Annotated in this window: 18 protein-coding genes; 6 read left to right on the top strand and 12 right to left on the bottom strand. The window is 74.7% G+C overall.

Annotated features, from left to right (window positions below; translation table 11 throughout):
* Window positions 1-189: 189 nt before the first annotated feature.
* The 8 genes from AB0M97_RS15635 to AB0M97_RS15600 form a co-directional block, all read right to left on the bottom strand.
* Window positions 190-1,512, bottom strand: coding sequence for an FAD-binding oxidoreductase (locus AB0M97_RS15635; protein ID WP_365961387.1), 1,323 nt, complete (start codon window positions 1,510-1,512; stop codon window positions 190-192).
* Window positions 1,509-2,096, bottom strand: a complete 588-nt coding sequence (locus AB0M97_RS15630; protein ID WP_365961386.1) for a flavin reductase family protein — start codon at window positions 2,094-2,096, stop codon at window positions 1,509-1,511. Before AB0M97_RS15630 ends, AB0M97_RS15635 begins: the two co-directional genes overlap by 4 nt.
* Entirely contained in the window at window positions 2,068-2,532 is a 465-nt protein-coding gene (locus tag AB0M97_RS15625) for an SRPBCC family protein (RefSeq protein WP_365961385.1), read from the bottom strand. The genes AB0M97_RS15630 and AB0M97_RS15625 overlap by 29 nt, the downstream gene beginning before the upstream one ends.
* A gap of 40 nt (window positions 2,533-2,572) precedes the next feature.
* Window positions 2,573-3,850: an aminotransferase class III-fold pyridoxal phosphate-dependent enzyme gene (locus AB0M97_RS15620; protein WP_365961384.1), complete on the bottom strand. Its 1,278-nt coding sequence runs from the start codon at window positions 3,848-3,850 to the stop codon at window positions 2,573-2,575.
* Complete coding sequence (locus AB0M97_RS15615) at window positions 3,847-5,004, bottom strand: SDR family oxidoreductase (RefSeq protein WP_365961383.1); 1,158 nt, start codon at window positions 5,002-5,004, stop codon at window positions 3,847-3,849. Before AB0M97_RS15615 ends, AB0M97_RS15620 begins: the two co-directional genes overlap by 4 nt.
* Before the next feature lie 284 nt (window positions 5,005-5,288).
* Window positions 5,289-6,422 (bottom strand): acyl-CoA dehydrogenase family protein, encoded by a 1,134-nt coding sequence (locus tag AB0M97_RS15610; protein ID WP_365961382.1) that lies wholly within the window; start codon window positions 6,420-6,422, stop codon window positions 5,289-5,291.
* 31 nt (window positions 6,423-6,453) lie between these two features.
* On the bottom strand, window positions 6,454-7,419 hold the full coding sequence (locus AB0M97_RS15605) for a DUF2156 domain-containing protein (protein WP_365961381.1): 966 nt from the start codon (window positions 7,417-7,419) through the stop codon (window positions 6,454-6,456).
* Complete coding sequence (locus AB0M97_RS15600) at window positions 7,403-7,897, bottom strand: hypothetical protein (protein WP_365961380.1); 495 nt, start codon at window positions 7,895-7,897, stop codon at window positions 7,403-7,405. The genes AB0M97_RS15605 and AB0M97_RS15600 overlap by 17 nt, the downstream gene beginning before the upstream one ends.
* Window positions 7,898-7,992: 95 nt before the next feature.
* Between AB0M97_RS15600 and AB0M97_RS15595 the strand changes: the two genes are divergently transcribed.
* The 3 genes from AB0M97_RS15595 (at window position 7,993) to AB0M97_RS15585 (ending at window position 13,024) form a co-directional block, all read left to right on the top strand.
* Window positions 7,993-9,672: a PLP-dependent aminotransferase family protein gene (locus AB0M97_RS15595; protein WP_365961379.1), complete on the top strand. Its 1,680-nt coding sequence runs from the start codon at window positions 7,993-7,995 to the stop codon at window positions 9,670-9,672.
* A gap of 168 nt (window positions 9,673-9,840) precedes the next feature.
* Window positions 9,841-11,427 carry an alkaline phosphatase D family protein gene (locus AB0M97_RS15590; RefSeq protein WP_365961378.1) on the top strand — a complete coding sequence of 529 codons (1,587 nt, stop codon included), beginning with the start codon at window positions 9,841-9,843 and terminating at the stop codon, window positions 11,425-11,427.
* A 175-nt stretch (window positions 11,428-11,602) separates the two neighbouring features.
* The gene (locus AB0M97_RS15585; protein WP_365961377.1) at window positions 11,603-13,024 is read left to right on the top strand and encodes a GNAT family N-acetyltransferase; all 1,422 of its coding nucleotides are present in this window, start codon (window positions 11,603-11,605) and stop codon (window positions 13,022-13,024) included.
* 196 nt (window positions 13,025-13,220) lie between these two features.
* Here the strand turns inward: AB0M97_RS15585 and AB0M97_RS15580 are convergent, their stop codons facing one another.
* On the bottom strand, window positions 13,221-14,396 hold the full coding sequence (locus AB0M97_RS15580; RefSeq protein WP_365961376.1) for a PLP-dependent transferase: 1,176 nt from the start codon (window positions 14,394-14,396) through the stop codon (window positions 13,221-13,223).
* Window positions 14,397-14,456: 60 nt separating this feature from the next.
* Between AB0M97_RS15580 and AB0M97_RS15575 the strand changes: the two genes are divergently transcribed.
* Both AB0M97_RS15575 and AB0M97_RS15570 read left to right on the top strand, forming a co-directional pair.
* Complete coding sequence (locus AB0M97_RS15575) at window positions 14,457-14,948, top strand: Lrp/AsnC family transcriptional regulator (RefSeq protein WP_365961375.1); 492 nt, start codon at window positions 14,457-14,459, stop codon at window positions 14,946-14,948.
* A gap of 32 nt (window positions 14,949-14,980) precedes the next feature.
* Complete coding sequence (locus tag AB0M97_RS15570; protein ID WP_365961374.1) at window positions 14,981-16,669, top strand: DUF885 domain-containing protein; 1,689 nt, start codon at window positions 14,981-14,983, stop codon at window positions 16,667-16,669.
* Between the two features lie 70 nt (window positions 16,670-16,739).
* On the opposite strand, the gene AB0M97_RS15565 is transcribed toward AB0M97_RS15570, so the two are convergent.
* Window positions 16,740-17,216: a rhodanese-like domain-containing protein gene (locus AB0M97_RS15565; protein ID WP_365961373.1), complete on the bottom strand. Its 477-nt coding sequence runs from the start codon at window positions 17,214-17,216 to the stop codon at window positions 16,740-16,742.
* Window positions 17,217-17,339: 123 nt separating this feature from the next.
* Here AB0M97_RS15565 and AB0M97_RS15560 point away from each other — a divergent pair, with 123 nt between their 5' ends.
* On the top strand, window positions 17,340-17,786 hold the full coding sequence (locus tag AB0M97_RS15560) for an Lrp/AsnC family transcriptional regulator (RefSeq protein WP_365961470.1): 447 nt from the start codon (window positions 17,340-17,342) through the stop codon (window positions 17,784-17,786).
* Window positions 17,787-17,793: 7 nt separating this feature from the next.
* Here AB0M97_RS15560 and AB0M97_RS15555 read toward each other — a convergent pair whose 3' ends face one another.
* Together AB0M97_RS15555 and AB0M97_RS15550 are read right to left on the bottom strand one after the other, a co-directional pair.
* Window positions 17,794-20,784, bottom strand: a complete 2,991-nt coding sequence (locus AB0M97_RS15555) for an SMC family ATPase (RefSeq protein ID WP_365961372.1) — start codon at window positions 20,782-20,784, stop codon at window positions 17,794-17,796.
* On the bottom strand, window positions 20,781-21,944 hold the full coding sequence (locus AB0M97_RS15550) for an exonuclease SbcCD subunit D (protein ID WP_365961371.1): 1,164 nt from the start codon (window positions 21,942-21,944) through the stop codon (window positions 20,781-20,783). The genes AB0M97_RS15555 and AB0M97_RS15550 overlap by 4 nt, the downstream gene beginning before the upstream one ends.
* Between the last annotated feature and the right edge of the window lie 105 nt (window positions 21,945-22,049).

Here is a 22,049-nt window from a genome sequence, read left to right as displayed (position 1 = left end):
CCTGTCGAGAGGTGAGAGAAGGGTGGGCCGCCCGGGAGCGGGACGGCGGGTCGGCGACGGCCCACGGCGGAGGGCGGGCGGGCCGCGAAGGGCGGGGCGGAGGCAGGCCCACCCCGCACAGCCGCGCGGCGCCGCGCCCCCCGTCGGTGCGCGGCGCCGCGTGGCGTGCCGGTGCGGTCGGTCATGGCCTCAGCACGCCCTCCGCGTCGACCGCCCCAGTATGTCCACGTACGTCCGTAGCAGCGGGATTGCCGGGCCACGGGTCGGCAGGCGTGGCGCGGCGGGGCGGTGCCAGGGGAGGGTGTCGGCCGCGGTCCGTTCGCCGAGCAGGGCGCCGGCCACGTACTCGCCGTGGGCCACGGACATGGCCAGCCCGTGGCCGTTGCAGCCGCCGATGTACCAGACGTCGGACAGGCCGTGGACCGGCCCGACGACCGGAAGGCCGTCCGCGGTCATGCCGATGCGGCCGGACCAGCGGTGCGTGACGCGCACGTCGAGCAGGTGCGGGTGCAGCGACCGCATCCAGCTCTCCAGCCAGCCCCAGGCCCGCTCGCGCCCGGCCTGCAGCCGGGGCGCGGCGAGCCCGGTCGGGGCGAGGGCGGTTCCGCCGCCCGCCACCAGTCCCCCGTCCGGGAGCAGCCGGAAGTACGGTGCCAGCGGCATCGCGTCGACCACGGCGTGCCCGGTGTCGCCGCCGAGCGCCTCGTAGGCGTCGTCGCTCAGCGGCTCGGTGGCCAGGGCGTACACCTCGAGCGGCAGTACCGTGCCGACGGGCAGGCCGATCTGCTGCGCGGCGGAGTTGACGGCGAGGACGGCCTGCCGGGCGTACAAACGGCCGTGCGGGAAGACCAGTTCGGGTCCGGTCAGGTCGCCGGGGCGGACGGTGCACAGCGGGCTGTCGCCGTAGAACCGCACGCCCTTGGCGGCACAGGCGCGGGCGAGCGCGCAGGTGAGGGCGGCCGGGTCGAGCGTGGCGGCGGTGCGGTGCAGCAGGCCCGCCGCGTACGGCACGCCGATCCGGGAGCGGACGGCCGGCCCGGTCAGGGCCGGCACGTCGAGTTCCAGCGTGCGGTACGCGTGGGCCTGCCGGGAGAGCGCGACGAGGCCGGACGGGCAGCGCGTCGCCATGATCTGCGGGCCGGGCCGCAGACCGCACCGCGCGTCGATCCGCTCGCACAGCTCGACGACCGCCCGCACAGCCCGCTCGCTGGCCACGTACATGCGGCGGGCGGCCCGGGGCCCGTACCGGCGCAGCGCGCGGTCGACGGCCGGCCCGGCGCGGGGGCCGAGCAGCCCGGTGCCCCGCCCGCTGGCCCCGGCGGCGGGGCGCTGCGCGTCGATGACGGCGACGTCGAGGCCGGGCGCGCGTTCCGTGAGGTGGTAGGCGCATGCCAGCCCCGCGAGGCCCGCGCCGACCACGGCGACGTCGGCGGTGACCACGCCCTGCAACTGGGGAACCGGCGGCAGCTCCGCCGGTTCCCAGCACGACGTCCCGGCCGTCGGTCTGGTCATCCGGCGCCTTCCGGGGCCGGCTCGGTGAGGGAACCGAACCGGCGGTCGTGCCACAGCAGCGGCCGGCCGCCGCCCACGTGCACGGCGGCGAGGCGGCCCACGACCAGCTGGTGGTCGCCGTAGCGGCGGACGTCCTCCAGCAGGCACACGGACCAGGCGAGCGCCCCGGTGAACACGGGCACGCCGAGCACTTCCCGGGGTTCCGTGCCGGCGAAGCGCTCGGCGGCGGTGACCGCCGGGGACGCGAACCGGATGGCGAGGTCGTGCTGTTCCTCCCGGAGCAGGTGCACCCCGAAGGCGCCGTTCGCGCGGATCGCGGCGAGCGTGCGTGAGCCGTCGCGCAGACAGGCCAGCAGCAGGGCCGGGCGGGCCGACAGCGAGGTGACGGCGGACACCGTCATGCCGAGTGGCCCCTCCTCGCCGCGGGCGGTCACCACGGTCACCCCGGCGGCGAGCTTGGCGTACAGGCCGAGGCAGCGGGCCGCGCCGGGGCCCGGCTCGTCGCACAGCGGCTCACCGGCCGGGCGGGGCCGGCGGGAGATCCGGACGGGCAGTTCAGGTGCGAGCGGCGGCAGCGTGGTCATCGATCACCTCCGCGCCCACCAGGCCGACGAGGATCTGGGCGATGTTGGTGCGCAGCGTGGACTCGGCCACCGGGTCGAGGATGTCCGCCAGCGTCGGGATGCCGAGGTCGAAGGAGGCGGTGAACTCCACGAGCGTGCCGTCGTCGTGTGGGGTGCAGCGCCAGTTGCCCTCGAAGGTCTGGAAGTCGCCGCTGAGCTGCTCGAAGGTGAGGGTGAGGGTGTCCGGTGCGAACGTGTCGCGTTCCCGCCAGCGCATGAGGCCGCCGCGGAACAGGACGGTCCAGTCGGACACGGCCGAGCCGTCGGGCAGCGTGTCGACGACGACCTCGCGCACGGTGTCGGTGAGTTCGGGGTAGCGGCGGAAGTCGGTGATGCGGCGGTAGACGTCGGCGGGCTGCTGTCCTTCGACGGTCGCGTGCAGGGCCACGTGGCGCATGGTTGTCCCGTTCCTTTCGGTTCCTGTGACTGACGGGCCGTCAACCGGCCAGGCGGGCCGCGACGGTGAGCAGGGCCTCGGCGAGCGTCGTGAAGAACAGGTCGAGGGTGCTGTCCTCCACGACGGCGGGCGGCGTGAGCCGCAGCACCCGGGTGGAGTTGAGGGAGTGGTTCACCAGGACGTCGCGTGCGATCAGCTCCAGGAGGAGTTCGCCGACGGCCTGTTCCTCGGCGAACTCGATGCCGATCAGCAGTCCCCGGCCGCGCACCTCACGGACCAGGCCGCCCAGGTAGGGGGCGCAGGTGCCCCGCACGCCGGCGAGGATGCGTGAGCCGAGGACGGCCGCGCGGGCGACGGTCTCCTCGCGTTCCATCGTCTCGACGGTGGCGAGGGCCGCGGCGCAGGCGATCGGGGAGGCACCGAAGGTGGAGGTGTGCAGGTAGGGGTCGCGGCTGAAGGGCGCGTACGCCGCCTCGGTCGCGGTCATCGCGGCGACCGGCACCACTCCCCCGCTGAGCCCCTTGCCGACGAGCATGATGTCGGGGCGTACGTCCTCGGCGTCGACGCCCCACCAGGTGCCGAGCCGTCCCAGGCCCGTCTGGATCTCGTCCACCACGAGCAGCGCGCCGTACGCGCGGCACAGGTCGGACACCTGGCGCAGGTAGCCGGGTTCCGGGATGCGGACGCCGGCCTCCCCCTGGACCGGCTCCAGGACGACGCAGGCGCGGTCGCGGCGGGTGGTCAGCGCCTTCTCCAGGTGCGCCGCGTCACCGAAGGTGACCTGGGTGACGTCCGGGATGAGCGGCTGGAACGGGGTCTGGTAGGTGGCGTTGGCGGTGACGCTGAGCGCGCCGAGGGTCTTGCCGTGGAAGCCGCGCCGGGTCGTGACGACCGCGTTGCGGCCGTGCGCGCGGGCGAGCTTGAGGGCGGCCTCGGTGGCCTCGGCGCCGGAGTTGACGAAGTGCACGTAGTCGAGTCCGGGCGGGGTGTGCGCGGCCAGGGCCTCGGCGGCGCGGGCCGCGACGGGTTCCAGGAAGACGCGGCTGGCCAGCGGGTGGGTGTCGATCTGCCGGTGCACGGCGGCGACGACGGCGGGGTGGCGGTGGCCGAGGATGAAGACGCCGTAGCCGCCGAAGTCCAGGAATCGGCGGCCGTCGTCGGTGTGGATCCAGGGGCCCTCGGAGCGCACCTCGGCCATGCCGCCCATCACGCGGCCCATGACGGCGCGGCCGGAGCCGATGTGCCTGAGGTACAGGTCGACGACGTCGGTCTCGTCGGAGTCGGAGAAAGCCGTGGTCACCGGCGGGGAAACGGTCATGACGCCACCTCCGTGGGGGCAGGGGTCGCGGCTGGGCGGGCACGGTGCCGGTTCAGGACGCCGGCCCGGTCCTCCGCCCAGCTCTCCAGGTTGCGGAACAGCGCGGCGCGGATGTCCGCGTGGTCGGGGCGGCTGCCGCAGCCCGGTTCGCCGAGGGAGGAGGCGAGCGGCAGCTCCCGCTGGAACACCAGCAGCAGTTCGGCGTAGTGCTGGAAGCGCTGCCGCACCGAGGCGGGCAGCGAGGTGCCCTCCAGCATGGGCAGCAGCAGCCGGTGCACCGCCTCGACGGGGATCAGCCGGGGCCGCGACGGCCTGGGCAGACCGTGGCGTACGGCGAACTCCGCGCAGGTGTCGGCGATCTCGCTGAGCAGGATGGCCTGGTCACCGGCCGTCAGCCAGTACTCCCCGCTGCCCACCCCGCCGCGGACGAGTTCGCCGATGGCCCGGGACACGTAGTCCTGCGGGACCATGTCGACGCGGGCGTCGGGCGCGCCGGGCAGGACGGGGACCTGGCCCAGCACCATGGAGCCGATGGTCTTGGTCAGGCCCTGCTGGCCGGCGATCCGCCCGGTGACCGAGTCGCCCATCACGACCGACGGGCGCACGATGGCGCCGGGCAGCCCCGACTCGCGGAACATCTGCTCCGCCCGGGTCTTGGAGGCGAGGTAGGCGGCGGCTCCGGGGAAGCGCCGGCGGTCCTCCTCGCTCGGGACGCTCGCCACGAAGGCGGTGCTGACCAGGTAGAGGGGCGCGTCGGCGCGGGCCGCCAGGTCGATCACGGCCTCGGTGCCGAGGGTGTTCGTCTGGACGATCGTCTCCGGCGGGGTGCGCCAGTTGGTCTCGGCGGCGGAGTGCAGGACGATGTCGACCTCGAGGGCCAGTTCGTACCAGGCGAGCGGGCTCAGGCCGAGGCGGGGCGCGAGCAGGTCGCCCGTGATCTCACGCACTCGCGGATCGTGCAGCGGCCGGTTGCGGCGCAGGCAGAGCAGGTCGAAGTCGGCCGACAGCTCGTCGATCAGGGCCCGCCCGAGCACACCGGAGCCGCCGGTCAGCAGCAGGGTGGGGCGGTTGCCCGGCGCGCCCTTCGGCGTGCCGGGCGGCGGTGCGGTGCGCCGGGTGGGCAGGACGGTGGGACGCGGCGTGTGTGACGGCATGGGTGTGCTTCCCCCAAAGGGTCTTGGCGGCATGGGATCGCGGGATGGTGACAGCCGGCCGGCAGGACGGCGGAACGGTGCGACGGACGGCCGATCGGCGGGACGGTGGGACGGCGGAGGCCGGACGGGGTGGCTGGGCGGCGTGGCCGGGACGGCGGAGGCCGGACGGGGTGGCTGGGCGGCGTGGCCGGGACGGCGGAGACCGGTCGAGGTGGCGAACCACCGGCCACAGACGGCAGGCGGCAGACGGCAGCCCGCACTCCACGGCCTGCCGCTGCGGCCCCTCAGGCAAGCGTCAGTGGCCCGTCCGCCATGTACGCGGCGAGCGGTCCCGTCATCCGTGACCGGGACGGCGGGTGCAGCGCGAGGCCGTTGGCGCAGGCGGCGAGGTGGCCGACCTCGTCGGACGTCATGAAGTTGAGCCCGCCGAGCAGTTCGACCGCGCGCGGGACGACGCGGGCGATGGTGTCCTGGGCGGCGTAGCGGGCGCACAGCGACTGGGTGAGGGTGGCCTCGCCGAGGTCGCCGTCGTCGACGCGGCGGGCGACGGCCTCCACCATGGTGGCCGCGGCCTCGGTCTCGACGTAGAGCCGGACGCGGTCGTGTTCGGGGACCCGGTCGTTGAGCAGCACCCGCTCCACCAGGGCGCTGGCGGCGCCGAGGTAGCTGCCGGTCATCAGCACCTGGAACCAGATCAGCCCGGCCGTCTGGAGTTCGTCCAGCCGCTGTCCGGCGGGCGCGGAGGTGCGCAGCAGCAGCTCCGGCGGCACGCGTACGTCGGTGAGCGTGACCTGCTCGCTCTCCGCCCCGGCGAGGAACGCGCTGGACCAGAAGCTGCTGACGGTCATGCCCTCGCTGTCGGCGGGCACGAGGGCCACGGCGAGTTCCTCGCCCTCGCCGTCCTCGCGCGGCACCAGGACGCTCGCGGTGAGCAGGTCCATGGAACGGGCCAGGCTGCACGGGCGTTTGACGCCGTTGAGCCGTACCCCGTCGCCGTCCGGCGTGGCGGTCATGGTGGGGTCCAGGATGCCGGCGCCGCTGCGGCCCTCGGCGAAGCCGGAGGCGATGATGCAGCCCGATTCGGCGACGCCCTCGATCAGCGTCCACGCCATGCTGTCGCCGAGGTCGCCGAGGCCGACCAGGGTGGCCATCGAGAAGTGGTGCATGGTGGTTCCGACGGCCAGCGACGGCGAGCGGGAGCCGATGGCCCGCTGCACGCGCAGCGCGTCCACGGCCGTCGCGCCCCGGCCCTGGTGGCTGCCGGGCACGAGCAGTCCGGGCCCGCCGCTGTCCCGGAAGAGCGTGATGCCGGGGCTGCCGGGCCGCTCCAGGTCCATCAGGGGCGTCTCGCGCAGCGCGGGGTCGAGGTCGGGCAGCAGCTTGGCCAGAGTGGTGCGTTCACGCTCGAGGAATCTCATGGACGTCCTGTCCTCCAGGGTGGGGGTGCGGTCATACGGCGTTGGCGGCGCGCAGCAGCCGCCAGACGGCGCCGAGGCGGGGCCGGCCGAGGAAGGCGATGTACTCCGGGAGGACCGTGTGGGGGGCCCATTTCTGCTTGTACTCGAGCTGGGAGGCGGCCGGGTAGATGGCGTTCCCGCGCTCGGCGAGCAGGCGCACGAACCGGGTGAAGGCGCGGCTGGCGCCCGGCAGTTCGTGCTCCTCGGAGAGCCCGGTGAAGGGCGTGAAGCCGAAGTGCAGCCAGCCGGCGCCGTCGGCGGCGAACTGTTCCATGACGGTGGCGTTGAGGGCCTCCATCACGCCGGGCGGCGCGTCGGGGTGCCGGCGGCTGAGGTCGTGCAGCCAGCCGGGGCGGCTGCCGTAGACGGGCGAGTAGTTGATGTAGCCGACCGTCGCGCCGTCGATCCGGCCGGCGAAGAGACGGCGGTGCTGTTGCAGGGGGCCGGTGCGCTGACCGACGAGGAACTGCAGTTCCTTGACGTGCCGGCCCTTGTCGCGCAGCCAGCGGTCGTCCACGGCGTCCAGTTCGGCGCAGTCGTCGCCGTGCCGGACCTCGGTGACCTCCAGTCCGGCGCGCCGGGCCCGGGAGATCTTGTTGCGCAGCCGGACGAACCGTGAGCCGCGCAGCGTGAAGCGGGACAGGTCGACGGCGTACGACGCGCCGATCTGGTTGACCGTGAAGCCGTGCCGCGCGTACAGCTCGGCGTCCTCGCGCTGGAGTTGCACGGCGACGAGGCGCGGCCCGGCGTGTGCGACGAAGGACTCCAGCAGCTGCGCGCGGTGCTCGGGCGCGGTGAACGGGCCGCCGAACTGCAGGACGTGCCGCCGCCCGGCTCTGCGGTAGGCGCAGGCGCCGCCGAGGCGTTCGTCGCGGAAATATTCGTTGCCGTTGTTGAGTGCCAGGAATGCGCTCGGGTTGTCGCTGTGCGCGGCGAGGGTGTCAAGCACGGACGGCATTCGTGCCCTCCAGCGGAGTCCGGGCGGATTCGGCCGCGCCATTGCGGTATTGCTGTTCGAACACGTGGTAGGCCGCATGTGTTTCCGGTTCGAATGCGACGCCGAAGGGTTTGAGGGAATTCCCGAACAGGGCCCGGTCGCCCATGAGATGGATCGGAAGGGCGAGCAGTGCCCACTCGGGGCCGACGAACAGGACCCAGGCTCCGGCGATCACACCCGCCGTGACCAGGCTGTGCATCACGTTGTAGGCCACGTAGTAGCCGCGAGCGACGCGTTTTTCGGGGCTGCGCCGGTAGGCGACGGCGCCGGGAATGTAGCCGATGACGTCGATCACCGCGAAGAGTCCCGCGAACACCCACCAGCGGATCTCGGAACGGTGCTGGACGGCGAGGACAAGGGATACGGCAAGAAATGCCAGCCATTCCATCCGGCTGAGCGCGAAGGTGGTTTTCGTCTCGAAGCGGTTCTTGGCGTCCACGGGCGCTCCAGGATTGCGCGTACAGTCGCTGTGGTCTTCCATACCTGTTTACGCATGTGCGGGTGAGGCCCCTAAGGGGCAGTAGGGTCGCGTTCATGACGCCGTCGCCGAACGAGCCGGGCGGCCCCGCCGTCTCCAGCTCCTGGACCGCCGCGTGGGAGTTGCTGCTGCCTGCCGCTTCGGCCCCGGCACGCACGCGTGGCGGGGCCCTTCAGGCGGCGCTGCGGGACGCGGTCCGCTCGGGCCGGCTCGCACCGGGCACCCGCCTGCCGTCCACCCGGGACCTCGCCGCCGACCTGGGCGTGTCGCGCGGGCTGGTCACCGAGGCGTACGAGCAGCTGACCGCGGAGGGCTATCTGCGCAGCGGCCGCGGTGCCGGGACGTGGGTGGGTGGAGCGGTGCGTGCGGCGCGTCCGCGGGTGCGTGACCTCGCCCCGCGCTCCCCCGGCGCCCGCGCCGACTTCGTGCCCGGCACGCCCGACCTGTCGCTGTTCCCGCGCGCGGCGTGGGCGGCGGCGCAGCGCGCGGTGCTGGCGGAGCTGCCGCACGAGGAGCTGGGCTATCCCGACCCGCGCGGGCTGCCGCGGCTGCGCACCGCGCTCGCGGAGCTGCTCGCCCGGCGCCGGGGCGTGGTGGCGGACCCGGAGCGGATCGTGGTGGTGTCCGGGGTGACGCAGGCGACGGCGCTGATCGGGCTGGCGCTGCACGCGCGCGGGGTGCGTTCCGTGGGCGTGGAGAGCCCGGGCAGCCCGCAGCACGACGACGTGTACGCCTCGGCGGGCGTCACCACCGTGCCGCTGCCGCTGGACGAGGAAGGCCCGGCGATGGGCCCGCTGCGCTCCTCGGGTGTACGGGCGGTGGTGACGACGCCCGCCCACCAGTTCCCCACCGGCATCGCGTGCTCCGCGCGGCGCCGCGCCGAACTGCTCGACTGGGCGCGGTCCGTCGACGGGTTCGTGCTGGAGGACGACTACGACGGCGACTTCCGCTACGACCGCGCCCCCGTCGGCGCGCTCCAGGGCCTCGACCCCGACCGCGTCGCCTACACGGGCTCGGTCAGCAAGTCGCTGGCACCGGGGCTGCGGCTCGGCTGGCTGCTGGTGCCCGAGCCGCTGGCCGACGAGGTGGTGGCGCGCAAGCGGACGACGGACCTCGGCCATCCGGCGCTCGACCAGGCGGTGTTCGCCCGGTTCGTGGAGCACGGCGACTACGACCGTCAGCTGCGCCGCTGCGGGCGCGCCTACCGCGAGCGGCGCGACGTGCTGGTGGCGGCGCTGGCCGAGCACTTCCCCGGCGCGGCGGTGTCCGGCATCGCGGCGGGCCTGCACGTGATCGTGACACTGCCGGAGCGGTACGGGCCCGAGCAGCGGTTCCTCGCGCGGATGGCCGGGGCGGGGGTGGCCGTACGGTTGCTGTCGCACTACACGCATGCGCGGGCCGGGGGCGGCGAGGAGTCTTCCGGTGTCCCCCACGCGCGCGGCGGGCACGGCGAGGAGCCCCCCGGCGCCCCGCATGTGCGTGCCGGCCGTGGCGAGGAGCCCTCCGACGCCCCTCATGCGCGGGCCGGCCACGGCCGGGAGCCCGCCGACGCGCACTCCACGCACGCGCGTGGCGGACGCGGCGGGGAGCCTTCCGGCGCCGGTGACTCCCCGCCCGCGCGTGCCGCCCGCGGCGACGAGCCCTCCGGTGTCCGCCTGGTCCTGGGGTACGCGCACGTGCCGCCCGCGCGGATCCGGTCGGGCGTGCGGCTGATGGCGCAGGCCGCGGCGCGGTGACCGGGGGCGGGCGGCGTGGGCCGCTCCCGCGACCGCGCCCGGGTCCGTTCCGTACGGGTTCCCTTCCGCGTGCGGCCGGCTGTTCACTTGGGGTTTGCGCGCGCGCTGCGGCGCACCAGTAGGTGTGGCACTGCACACCGGCCGGATCACGTCCCTGGAGGCGCAGCCATGTCAGACCGTCCGCTCCCGGGCCGCCGCAGCGTTCTGCGCGGCTCGCTCGCCGCGTCGGCGGCCCTCACCCTGCCCACCGCGCTGGGCGCGGCCCCGGCGTTCGCCCGGTCCGGTCGCCCTTCGGCGGGCTGGGGCGTGCAGACGGGGGACGTGACCGCCCACTCCGGTCTGGTCTGGGTGCGTTCCGACCGCCCGGCCCGCATGATCGTCGAGACGTCCGCGACCGAGTCGTTCCGCAACCCGCGCAGATGGCGCGGCCCGCTGCTGGACGCCGGCACCGACTTCACCGGCACCACCCGGCTCCAGGGGCTGCCGCCGGGCGAGCAGATCCACTACCGCGTGCTGCTCGCCGACCCGGACGACCCGCGCCGTACCGGTGAGCCGGTCACCGGCACGTTCCGCACCGCGCCGGCCGGCCGCCGCGACGGCGTGCGCTTCGTGTGGTCCGGCGACCTGGCCGGGCAGGGCTGGGGCATCAACCCGGACTTCGGCGGCTACCGCATCTTTGACGCGATGGCCCGGCTCGACCCGGACTTCTTCCTGCTCAGCGGCGACTCCGTGTACGCCGACGGACCGTTGCCGGCCACGGCGGCCCTGCCGGACGGCGGCACCTGGCGGAACATCACCACCGAGGAGAAGTCCAAGGTGGCCGAGACCCTCGCCGAGTTCCGCGGCAACTTCCGCTACAACCTGCTCGACGAGAACCTCCGGCGGTTCAACTCCCAGGTGCCGGTCGTCGTCCAGTGGGACGACCACGAGGTGCGCAACAACTGGTACCCGGGCCAGACGGTCCCGGACAGCGACGCCCGCTACACCGAGCGGAGCGTCGACGTGCTGGCGTCGCGGGCCCTGCGCGCGTTCGGCGAGTACTACCCGGTGTCCACGCTGCGGCCGGGCGCCGAGGAGGGCCGCATGTACCGGGTGCTGCGGCACGGGCCGCTGCTGGACGTGTTCGTGGTGGACATGCGGACGTACCGCAACGCCAACTCGCCCGGTGACCAGACCGTGGACCCGCAGGGCATCCTCGGCCGGGAGCAGCTGGAGTGGCTGAAGCGGGAGCTGTCGCGGTCGCGCGCGGTGTGGAAGGTGATCGCCGCCGACATGCCGATCGGGCTGGTGGTGCCGGACGGCGGGGAGGGCAGGCGGCACTTCGAGGCGATCGCGCAGGGCGACCCGGGCGCGCCGCTCGGCCGTGAGCTGCAGATCGCGGAGCTGCTGCGGTTCGTCAAGCACCGGCGGATCACCGGCACGGTGTGGCTGACGGCCGACGTGCACCACACCTCGGCGCAGCACTACCAGCCGTCGCGGGCCGCGTTCGCCGACTTCGAGCCGTTCTGGGAGTTCGTGTCGGGGCCGCTGAACGCCGGTGCCTTCCCGGCGAGCGCGCTGGACGGCACGTTCGGTCCGGAGCGCGTGTTCGTGAAGGCGCCGACCGCATCCAATGTGTCGCCCGCGGGCGGCTACCAGTTCTTCGGCGAGGTCGGCATCGACGGCGACAGCGGGGAGATGACGGTGCGTCTGCGCGAGCAGGACGGCACGGTGCTGTTCACGAAGGTGCTCCAGCCCGGCCTGGTCGGGCAGTGATGGCGGGCCCGTTCGCTCCCGTTGCCTGAAGGGCTTGCCGCGCATCGGCGTCATCTCCCGGTGTGCGGTGCCTCGTTCAACTGTCCAGGAATTCACAAAAGGGACAGAAGCAGGCTTTACCCGTGAGACACAGAGCGTTCGTGATCACGCAACACGATTCCTTCACAGTGGGTGCATGAATCGAGACGTAGCTGATGTGACGCGCGCGCGGCACGGGCGTCCCGTGCGCCACTGGCGGCGGGACCTGATCGGGCTGGCCGCCCTGTTGACGGCGGTGGCGGTCGCGGGCTCGGTGGCCGGTCGCGCCGGGTACGGCCCGGACGGCCCGGTACCGCTGCTGGTTCCGGCGGTTGCGCTGATCGTCACGGCCGCGTTCCACGCGTGGTGGGCACGCCGCCACGGCCACGCACCGCCGAGGGGCGATACCGGCGCCCGGCCTCTGTTCTCCGCCCAGCAGGCCGGGGCGTCGGGGCAGGCGCCGGGCACCGCTGCCGGGCAGAGCACGCTGTGGCGGATGCGGACGACGGTGAAGGACGAGCCGGGTTCGCTCGCCGCGCTGTGCACGGCGCTGGCCGGGCAGCGCGTCGACATCCTCAGCCTGCAGACGCATCCGCTGGCCGACGGCACCGTGGACGAGTTCCTGCTGCGCGCCCCGGCCGGGCTCGCGGCGGCCGACGTGACGCGGGCGGTGTCCTCGGCGGGCGGTACCAGCACCTGGATCGAGCGGGCCGACGCCCACGATCTGGTGGACGCCCCGACCCGCGTCCTGGGCCTCGCCACCCGCACGGCGCTGGACGCCGCGGAACTGCCGCTGGCGTTGCGGCAGTTGCTCGGCCGGTGCACCATCCGCTCGCTGCCCGCCCGGCCGGCCGGCGGCGGACGGGCGCCGGAGACCGTACCGGTGGAGGGCGCCCTGGAGGGCACCGTGATGCGGCTGCGGGCGCCGGAGGGCGGGGTGATCACGGTCGAGCGGCCGTACCTGCCGTTTACGCCGACCGAGTTCGCCCGGGCGCGTGCCCTGGTGGAGCTGGACTCCCGGCTCGGGCCGCGGGTGCCGGGCGGCCGGCAGGTGCTGACGCTGCCCGAGGGCGACGACATCACGGTGCGCCGCGCCGACACCGGCGATCTGGACGCCGCCAAGGAGATGCACGAGCGGTGCTCGGCGCAGACGCTGTCGATGCGCTACCACGGGCCGGTCGGTGACGCGGACCGTTACCTGAACCACCTGCTCAGCCCGCGCTTCGGCCGCACGCTCGCGGCGCAGACCGCCTCGGGGCGCGTGGTCGCCCTCGGGCATCTGCTGTGGGACGGCGACGAGACGGAGGTCGCGCTGCTCGTCGAGGACGGCTGGCAGCGGCGCGGCATCGGCGCCGAACTGCTCGGCAGGCTGGTGGCGATGGCCGCCGAGGCGGGCTGCGAGAGCGTGTACGCCGTGACGCAGTCGTCCAACACCGGCATGGTCGCCGCGATGCGCGGCCTGGGCCTGCCCCTCGACTACCAGATCGAGGAGGGCACCCTCGTCGTCACGGCCCGCCTGGAAGCCACCCGGCCGGCCACGCGCCTGCCGCACGGTCAGCGGTCCGGACGCCGCGACTGAGTCACCCACCACCACCGAACCGGGACACCCCCGGCCTCCGAAACGGCGAGGGAACCGGCGCACCCGCCGCCGGCGCTCCACACGGCCGAAGGCGGCGGGCGGCCGACGAGGGCCGAGCGGCCGCCCGGCGGCATCCCTCCGCCGGGCCGCTCCTTCCCCTCCAGGGGCGGCTACGTGCCCGCCCCGCCTTCCCGGCTCAGTCCCCGGCCAGCGCCGCCCGCCGCGGCGTCGGGGCGGCCGGCTCCCCGAGCGCCCCGTCCAGGTCGGCCCACAGGTCGTCGACGTCCTCCAGACCCACCGACATGCGCAGCAGCCGGTCGCTCACCCCGGCGCCGCGCCGGTCGTCGGCGTCGACGATGCGGTGGCTGATAGACGCCGCATGCTGGATCAGCGTGTCGACGCTGCCGAGGCTGACGGCCGGGGTGATCAGCCGGACGCCCGCGATGACGTCGTGCGGGTCGCCGTGCACCTCGAAGGAGACCATCGCACCGCCGATCCTCGGATAGTGCACGCGGGCCACGCGCGGGTCGGCGGCCAGCCGCCCGGCGAGTTCGGCGGCGTTCGCGGACGCGGCCCGCACCCGGACCGGCAGCGTCGACAGGCCGCGCAGCAGCAGATAGCCGGCCAGCGGATGCAGCACACCGCCGGTTGCGAAACGCACCTGCCGCAGCCGCCCGGCGAACTCCTCGTCGCAGGCGACCACACCGGCCATCACGTCCCCGTGCCCGCCGAGATACTTGGTGGCGCTGTGCAGCACCAGCCGCGCGCCCTGCTCGGCGGGCCGCTGGAGGACGGGCGTGGCGAACGTGTTGTCCACGAGCAGCGGCACGGAACCGCAGGCGTGGGCGACGGCCCGCAGGTCCACCTCGGCGAGCGTCGGGTTGGCCGGTGACTCGACCAGTACCAGACCGGTGTCCGGGCGCAGCGCGTCGGCGATGCCCGCCGGGTCGGTCCAGGTGACCTCGGAGCCGAGCAGCCCGGCGGTCAGCAGATGGTCGCTGCACCCGTACAGGGGCCGTACGGCGACGACGTGCCGCAGCCCCATCGCGTTGCGGACGAGGAGGACGGCGCTGAGCGCGGCCATGCCGCTGGCGAAGGCGACCGCGGCCTCGGTGCCCTCCAGCCGGGCGAGGGCGGTCTCGAAGCGGGCGACGGTCGGATTGCCGAGCCGCGCGTACACGGGCGGGCCGTCCGGGTCGGCGCCGGTCTCGGCGAACGCGTCGATGCGGGCGGCCTCGCCCCGGCTGTCGTACGACGGGTAGGTGGTGGACAGGTCGATCGGCGGGGCGTGCAGTCCCTGCCGGGCGAGATCGTCGCGGCCGGCGTGCACGGCCTCGGTGGCCAGTGCTCTCGGTACGGTGGGCGTGTCCATGAAGGGAAGAGTGAACGACGACCGGCGCGCCCGGCAGAAACACCGTGCTACGTTCGGCCAATGCCCGAAGCTGTCGTACTGGATCCGGTCGATCTTCATCTGCTGCGGCTGTTGCAGAACGACGCCCGGACCACCTACCGCGACCTCGCCGCGCAGGTCGGTGTCGCGCCGTCGACCTGCCTGGACCGGGTGGCACGGCTGCGCCGGGCCGGGGTGATCCTCGGCCACCGGCTGCGGCTGGACCCGGCCAAGCTCGGGCGGGGTCTGGAGGCGCTGCTGTCGGTGCAGGTCAGGCCGCACCGGCGGGAGCTGGTGGGGCCGTTCGTGGACCGGATCCGGGCACTGCCGGAGTCGCGGACCGTCTACCACCTGACCGGCCCCGACGACTACCTCGTCCATGTCGCCGTCGCGGACATGGCCGATCTTCAGCGGCTGGTTCTGGACGGGTTCACCTCACGCCGTGAGGTCGCCCGGGTGGAGACGCGCCTGATCTTCCAGCAGTGGGAGTGCGGACCGCTGCTACCGCCTTCGCCCTCGGCTCAATCCGAGTGACGTGCGGCGGTCCTCGTACGAGGATGGTCGGCATGTCTGACACCAAGAGCCCGCTGCCCCGCGAGGTCGCCGACCGCTATGTCGACGACCTCATCGCCCTCGACCCGGTCACCGGTACGTACCTCGGCGTGAAGGAGAGTTCGAGCAGGCTGCCCGACCTGTCGCCCGCGGGTCAGGCGGCCGTCGCGGACCTGCAGCGGGCCACGCTGGCCCGGCTCGACGAGGCGGAGCGGCAGCCCGGTGCGGACAGCGGCATCGAGCGCCGGTGCGCCCGCCTGCTGCGCGAGCGGCTGACCGCCGAACTCGCCGTGCACGAGGCCGACGAGGGCCTGCGCGCGGTCGGCAACCTGGGCACGGTGGCGCACTCGGTGCGCGAGGTGTTCTCGGTGACGCCGGACGAGACCGAGGAGGACTGGGCGGCGATCGCCGAGCGGCTGCGCGCGGTGCCCGGCGCGCTGGAGGGCTACCGCGAATCCCTCGCGCTCGGCCTGGAGCGCAAGCTGTACGCGGCTCCGCGTCCCACGGCCACGTTCGCCGGGCAGCTCACCGAGTGGGCCGACACGGGCCAGGGCCGCGGCTGGTTCGAGGACTTCGCCGCCAAGGGTCCCGACGCGCTGCGTGCCGAGCTGGACCAGGCGGCCCGCGGCGCGACCGCGGCCGTGGTGGAGCTGCGGGACTGGCTGCGGGACGTGTACGCACCGCAAGTGCAGGGCGCGCCGGACACGGTGGGCCGCGAGCGCTACGCCCGCTGGTCGCGCTACTACAACGGCACCGACCTCGACCTCGACGAGGCGTACGCCTACGGCTGGTCCGAGTTCCACCGCATCCTCGGCGAGATGAAGCAGGAGGCGGAGAAGATCCTGCCGGGGGCCGCGACGCCGTGGCAGGCGCTGGCGCACCTGGACGAGCACGGCCGGCACATCGAGGGTGTCGAGGAGGTCCGCGCCTGGCTCCAGGGCCTGATGGACGAGGCGATCGAGAAGCTGGACGGCACGCACTTCGAACTGGCCGAGCCGGTGCGGAAGGTGGAGTCCTGCATCGCCCCGCCCGGCAGCGCCGCCGCGCCCTACTACACGTCCCCGTCGGAGGACTTCTCGCGGCCGGGCCGCACCTGGCTGCCGACGATGGGCGCGACCCGCTTCCCCGTCTACGACCTGGTGTCGACGTGGTACCACGAGGGCGTGCCGGGCCACCACCTGCAGCTCGCGCAGTGGACGTACGTCGCCGGGAACCTCTCCCGCTACCAGGCCACGATCGGCCTGGTCAGCGCCAATGCGGAGGGCTGGGCGCTGTACGCGGAGCGCCTGATGGACGAGCTGGGCTTCCTCACGGACCCCGAGCAGCGGCTCGGCTACCTGGACGCGCAGATGATGCGGGCCGCGCGGGTCATCGTGGACATCGGCATGCACCTGGAGCTGGAGATCCCGGCCAACTCGCCGTTCCACCCGGGTGAGCGCTGGACGCCGGAGCTGGCCCAGGAGTTCTTCGGCGCGCACAGCAGCCGTCCGGCGGAGTTCGTGGAGAGCGAGCTGACCCGCTATCTGACCATTCCCGGCCAGGCGATCGGCTACAAGCTGGGCGAGCGGGCCTGGCTGCTGGGCCGGGAGAACGCCCGCAGCCGCCACGGCGACGCCTTCGACCTCAAGGCCTGGCACATGGCGGCGCTGTCGCAGGGCTCGCTGGGCCTGGACGACCTGGTGGACGAGCTGTCCCAGCTGTGAGCGGCGCGGGTGCGGCCGGCCCTCACCCCTGCCGGCCGCGTCCGCGACCCGTGAAGCCCCGACTGCCCTGTCAGCAGCCGCAGTCCGCGCCGACCGGAGCGGTGAGCGGGTCGGCGGCGCGGCGCTCGCGGCCCTGCCGCGTCTCGAACTCGTAGCCCTCGCGCACCCAGTACTCGAAGCCGCCCAGCATCTCCTTGACGGGGTAACCGAGTTCGGCGAGCGCGAGGGCGGCGCGGGTGGCGCCGTCGCAGGCGGGCCCCCAGCAGTACGTGACGACCGGCACGGACGTGTCGAGGAGCTGTCCGGCCCGCTCGGGGACGAGCGCGGTGGGCAGGTGGACGGCGCCCGGGACGTGTCCCTGGTCCCAGGACTCGGTGGAGCGGCAGTCCAGGACGACGAATCCGGGGTCGCCGCCCGCCGCGAGCGCCGCCGCGACGTCGGACACGTCGGCGTGGAAGGCGAGGCTCGCGCGGAAGTGGGCGGCGGCCTCGGCGGGCGCCGCGGGCGGCACGCGCAGGACGGGGTTGGCGGTCGTGGTGGAACTCATGGCGGTGGCCTTTCCTGGAGGTACCCGACGTCCGGAAATCTACGGCCGCGGGCCGCCGCCCAGAAGGGGCGATCCCCGGCGCATCCCTTGTCACGCCGTGGATCTCCCTGCTATCCCTCGATGATGACCACGTATTCCCCGGACGCCACCGACTGGCGCATCCTCGACGTCCTCCAGCGGCAGGGCCGGGCCAGTTTCGCCGAACTCCCCCGTGCCGTCTCCATGTCCCCGAGCGCGGTCACCGAGCGGGTGCGGCGCATGGAGGAGGCGGGGGTCATCCAGGGGTACGCGGCCGTGGTCGACCCGGACCGGCTGGGCCTGCCGATCCTGGCGTTCGTCCGGCTCCGCTACCCGACCGGGAACTACAAGCCGTTCAACGACCTGGTCGCGGCGACGCCGGAGATCCTGGAGGCGCACCACGTCACCGGCGACGACTGCTTCGTCATCAAGGTCGCCGCCCGCTCGATGCGGCACCTGGAGGAGGTCTCGGGCCGGATCGGCGCCCTGGGCTCGGTGACGACGAGCGTCGTGTACTCCTCGCCGCTGCCCCGGCGTCCGCTGGGCCGCTGAGGCCGGTTCACCCGCGCTGGCGCAGCACCGACCCGGACCGGCCCTTGACGACCTCCAGCTGGGCGTGGACGCGGCGCCGCAGATCGGCGACGTGGCTGACGATGCCGACGCTGCGGTCCCGTTCGCGCAGCGAGTCGAGGACGTCGAGGACCTCGTCGAGGGTCTGGTCGTCGAGGCTGCCGAAGCCCTCGTCGATGAAGAGGGTGTCCAGGCGCACGCCGCCCGCCTCGTCGGTGACGACGTCGGCGAGGCCGAGGGCGAGCGCGAGCGACGCGAAGAACGTCTCGCCGCCGGACAGCGTCGCCGTGTCCCGCTCCCGGCCCGTCCAGGCGTCCACGACGTGCAGGCCGAGCCCGCTGCGGCCGCGGCCGGTGCGGTCGTCGGAGTGCACGAGGGTGTAGCGCCCGGACGACATGCGCTGCAGGCGCGCGGTGGCCGCGGCGGCGACCTGCTCCAGCCGGGCCGCGAGCACGTACGACTCCAGGCGCATCTTCCGCTCGTTGTCCGCCGAGGTCCCGGCGGCGAGCCCGGCCATCCGGGCGATGCGCTCGTGCTCCTCCCGCAGCGGTCCGAGGCGCCGCACGGACGCGGTGGCCCGGGCGGAGAGCCGGTCGAGTTCGGCGCAGCGGCGGGCCGCGGCGTCCCGTGCGGACACGGCGTCGCGCAGCCGCCGGTCCGCCTCGGCGAGGGCCTGCTCGGCGGCGGTGACGTCGGCGGGCGGGGCCTGCGCGGCGGTCGCGGTGCCGGCCTCGGTGAAGACGGCGCGCACGGCGGCCTCCTCCGCGTGCCAGGCGTCGAGCCGGTGCTGGAGTTCGCGGTGGGCCGCGTCGTCGAGGAGGGCCGCCGCGGCGTCCCGCGGCGTGTCGAAACCGGCGCGGAACGCGGCGTCCGCGAGCCGGGCGTCGGCCTCCTTGAGCCGCTGGGCGGTGTCCTCGGCGGCGCGGGCGCGGTCGGCCGCGTCGGTGAGCAGCGCGACCTGCCGCTCCAGCTCGGCGGCCCGGGCGGCGACGCTGTCCAGCGCCCCGCGCGCCCGCGCCAGCTCCTCCTCCAGGGCGGCCCTCTCGCGGTCCAGCCGCTCGCGGTGGCCCACCCGGGACGCGGCACGGACGGCGGCCTCCTGCCGGACGGCGACGCGCCGCTCCCGCTCCTGCTCGGCCCGGCGCAGCTCCTCCTGCGCGGCGTGCAGCCCGGAGGCGGCGTCACGCGCCCGCGTGTACTCCCGCTCCAGCTGTTCGGCCTCGGCGGCCAGTTCCGCGGCCGGCGCGTCACCGGCCTCGGCCGTCGCGGCGGCCAGCGCCTCCCGTACGGCGCCGAGGCGGCGCTCGTCCTCGCTGCGGCGCTCCTCGGCCCGCCGGCAGGCGGCGAGGGCGCGTTCCTCGGCGTCCCGGTCGACGTGGCCCGCGACCTTGCGGGCGGGGGCGGGGTGTTCGGTGGCTCCGCAGACGGCGCAGGGTTCGCCGTCGGTGAGGTGCGCGGCGAGTTCCGCGGCGATGCCGGTCAGCCGCTGTTCCTTGAGGTCGAGCCAGTGCGCGCGGGCCTCCACGGCCCGCTCGGCCGAGGCGAGGGCCTGCCGCTGGGCGTCGTCGGCGTCCAGGGCGAGCCGGTCGCGCTGCCGGGCCGCGGTCAGCCGCCGCCGGGCGGGTTCGCGCTGCACGGCGAGCTGTTCGGCCCGGGTGGCGGCCTCCTGGGCGGCGTCGATCCGGGTCTGGAGCCCGGCGCGCAGCGCCTCCCAGTCGGCGAGCCAGGCCTCCGCCTCCTGCCGGACGTCCTCGTCGGCGCGCTCCTGCCGGTCCAGGTCGGCGCGTTCCGCGACGAGCCGGGCCAGCCGCTGCTCGGCGCGGCGTGCCGACTCCAGGCCGCCCAGTTCCTCGGCGGTCCGGCGCGCGGCGGCGGCCAGCCCGGCCGCTCCGGCGTCGGCGAAGCGGTCCGGCAGCAGGGCACGCGCGTGTGCCTCCTCGGCGGTGGCGCGCCGGTGTGCGGCGTCGGCGGACTCCCTGAGGTCCAGCGCGGGCGCCACCGCCTCGGCCTTGCGGCCCCGCTCCATGCGCCGCTGCGCCCGCCGGTTGTCCTCGGCCCGCTCCGCCAGCCGCCCGGCCCGCTCCCGCGCCTCCCTGAACCGCCGCTGCAACCGCGCCAGTTCGCGTACGTCGTCCAGCGCGCGGTCGGCCGCGGCGCGGGCGGACTCCGCGGCCGTGAGACGGCTGTGCGCGACGGCGAGCTGTTCGCGCGCGGTGCTGCGGGCGACGGCGGCGGCGCTCAGGACGGCGTCGGCCAGGCCGGGGTCGCCGGGGGACAGCTCCGGCAGGTCCATGGTGTCGCCCGCGGCCTGCTGCATGCGGTGCGCGTCGGCGAGCAGTTCGGCGTCGCCGTCGCGCACCCGGGCCTCGGTGACGCGGCGGCGCTCGGCGAGGCGCTTTTCCACCTCGGCGAACCGGCGCGTGTCGAAGAGGCGGCCGAGGAGCTTGCCGCGGGCCTCGGCGTCGGCGCGCAGGAACCTCGCGAAGTCGCCCTGGGGCAGCAGCACGACCTGGCAGAACTGCTCCCGGCTCATGCCGAGCAGCTGGGTGATCTCCTCGCCGATCTCCTGGTGGGAGCGGCTGAGGTCCTTCCAGGCCCCGGTGGCGGCGTCGTACTCGCGCAGCCAGGTCTGGGCCTTGTCGAGGGTGGTGCCCGAGCCGCGCTTCTTGGGGCGCTCCCAGGGCGGCCGGCGGGTGATCTCCAGCCGGCGTCCGGCGACGGTCAGTTCGAGGGCGACTTCGGTGCGGGTCGCGGGCGCGGCGTGGTCGCTGCGCAGGTTCGCGCCCTGGCCGCCGCTCTGCCGGGCCCCGGGCACCGAGCCGTACAGCGCGTAGCAGACGGCGTCGAGGACGGACGTCTTGCCGGCGCCGGTCGGGCCGTGCAGCAGGTAGAGGCCCGCCGCCGACAGCGCGTCGAAGTCGACGGTCTGTGTCCCGCCGAAGGGGCCGAAGGCGGTGACGGCCAGCCGGTGCAGTCTCACCGCGCCACCTCCCGTACGGCGTCGTCGGCGCGGGCCGCGTCCAGCGCGTCGCGCAGGATGGCCCGCTCGTGCTCGTCGGGGCCCGCGCCGCGCACGTGGGCGACGAAGTCCTCCGCGATCTGCTGGTCGTCGCGGCCCGCGAGGCGCCGGGCGTAGGACACGTCGGGGTCGTCGGGGCGCCGTTCGGGGTCGAAGGCGAGGCTGAGGGTGTGCGGGAAGCGTTCGGTGAGCCGGGCCATGGGGTCGGCGGGGCGGACCGCGTCCGTGAGGGTGGCCTCGACCCACGCCTCCTCGTGCCGGGCGAGACCGGGGTCGGCGAGCAGGTCCTCCAGGGTGCCCCGGATGCGTGCCAGCGGGCGCGGCACCGGGCAGTCGACGCGCTCGGCGGTGACCGCTCCGTCGGCGGCGAGGTCGACGAGCCACATGCTCTTGCGGTGGCCGGCCTCGGAGAAGGAGTACGGCAGCGGGGAGCCGGAGTAGCGGATGCGGTTGGTGATGGTCTGGCAGCCGTGCAGATGCCCGAGCGCCACGTAGTCGGCGCCGTCGAAGACGCCCGCGGGCACGGCCGCGACCCCGCCGACGGTGATGTCCCGTTCGCTGTCGCTGCCCCGGCCGCCGGTGACGAAGGCGTGGGCGAGGACGACGGACCGGGTGCCGGGCGCGCGTGCGGCGAGGTCGGCGCGGACGCGGTCCATGGCGGCGGCGAGCACGGCCTCGTGCCCGGCCTTGTCGACGCCGAACTCGTCCTTCACCAGGGCCGGTTCCAGATAGGGCAGTCCGTAGAAGGCCACGTCGCCGTGGGCGTCGGACAGCACGACGGGTGTGCCGCACGCGGCCGGTTCGGTCCGCAGATGGATCCCGGCGCGGTCGATGAGCCCGGCGCCGACGCCGAGCCGCCGGGCCGAGTCGTGGTTCCCGGAGATCATCACCGTGGGCACGCCGAGGGCGGCGAGGCGGTGCAGCGCGTCGTCGAACAGCTCGACGGCGGCGAGCGGCGGCACCGCCCGGTCGTACACGTCCCCCGACACGACCACCACGTCGACCGCGCGCTCCCGCGCGGTGGTGACGAGGTGCCCGATGAACTCGGCCTGGGCCCCGAGCATGTTCACCCGGTGGAAGGCGCGGCCGAGATGCCAGTCGGAAGTGTGCAGCAGTCGCATGATCCCCGAGACTAACGGCCGGGTCCGACACCACGGGTGGTTACTCCCGTATCGCCCCGCCACGACGGCCCGACGCGAAGACGGTCCGCGCGCTGTGCCTGTTGT

Origin of the sequence: Streptomyces sp. NPDC051207 (genome assembly GCF_040682395.1) — a bacterium.
Classification (GTDB): Bacteria; Actinomycetota; Actinomycetes; order Streptomycetales; family Streptomycetaceae; genus Streptomyces.
This window is presented reverse-complemented; position numbering and strand designations above follow the sequence as displayed.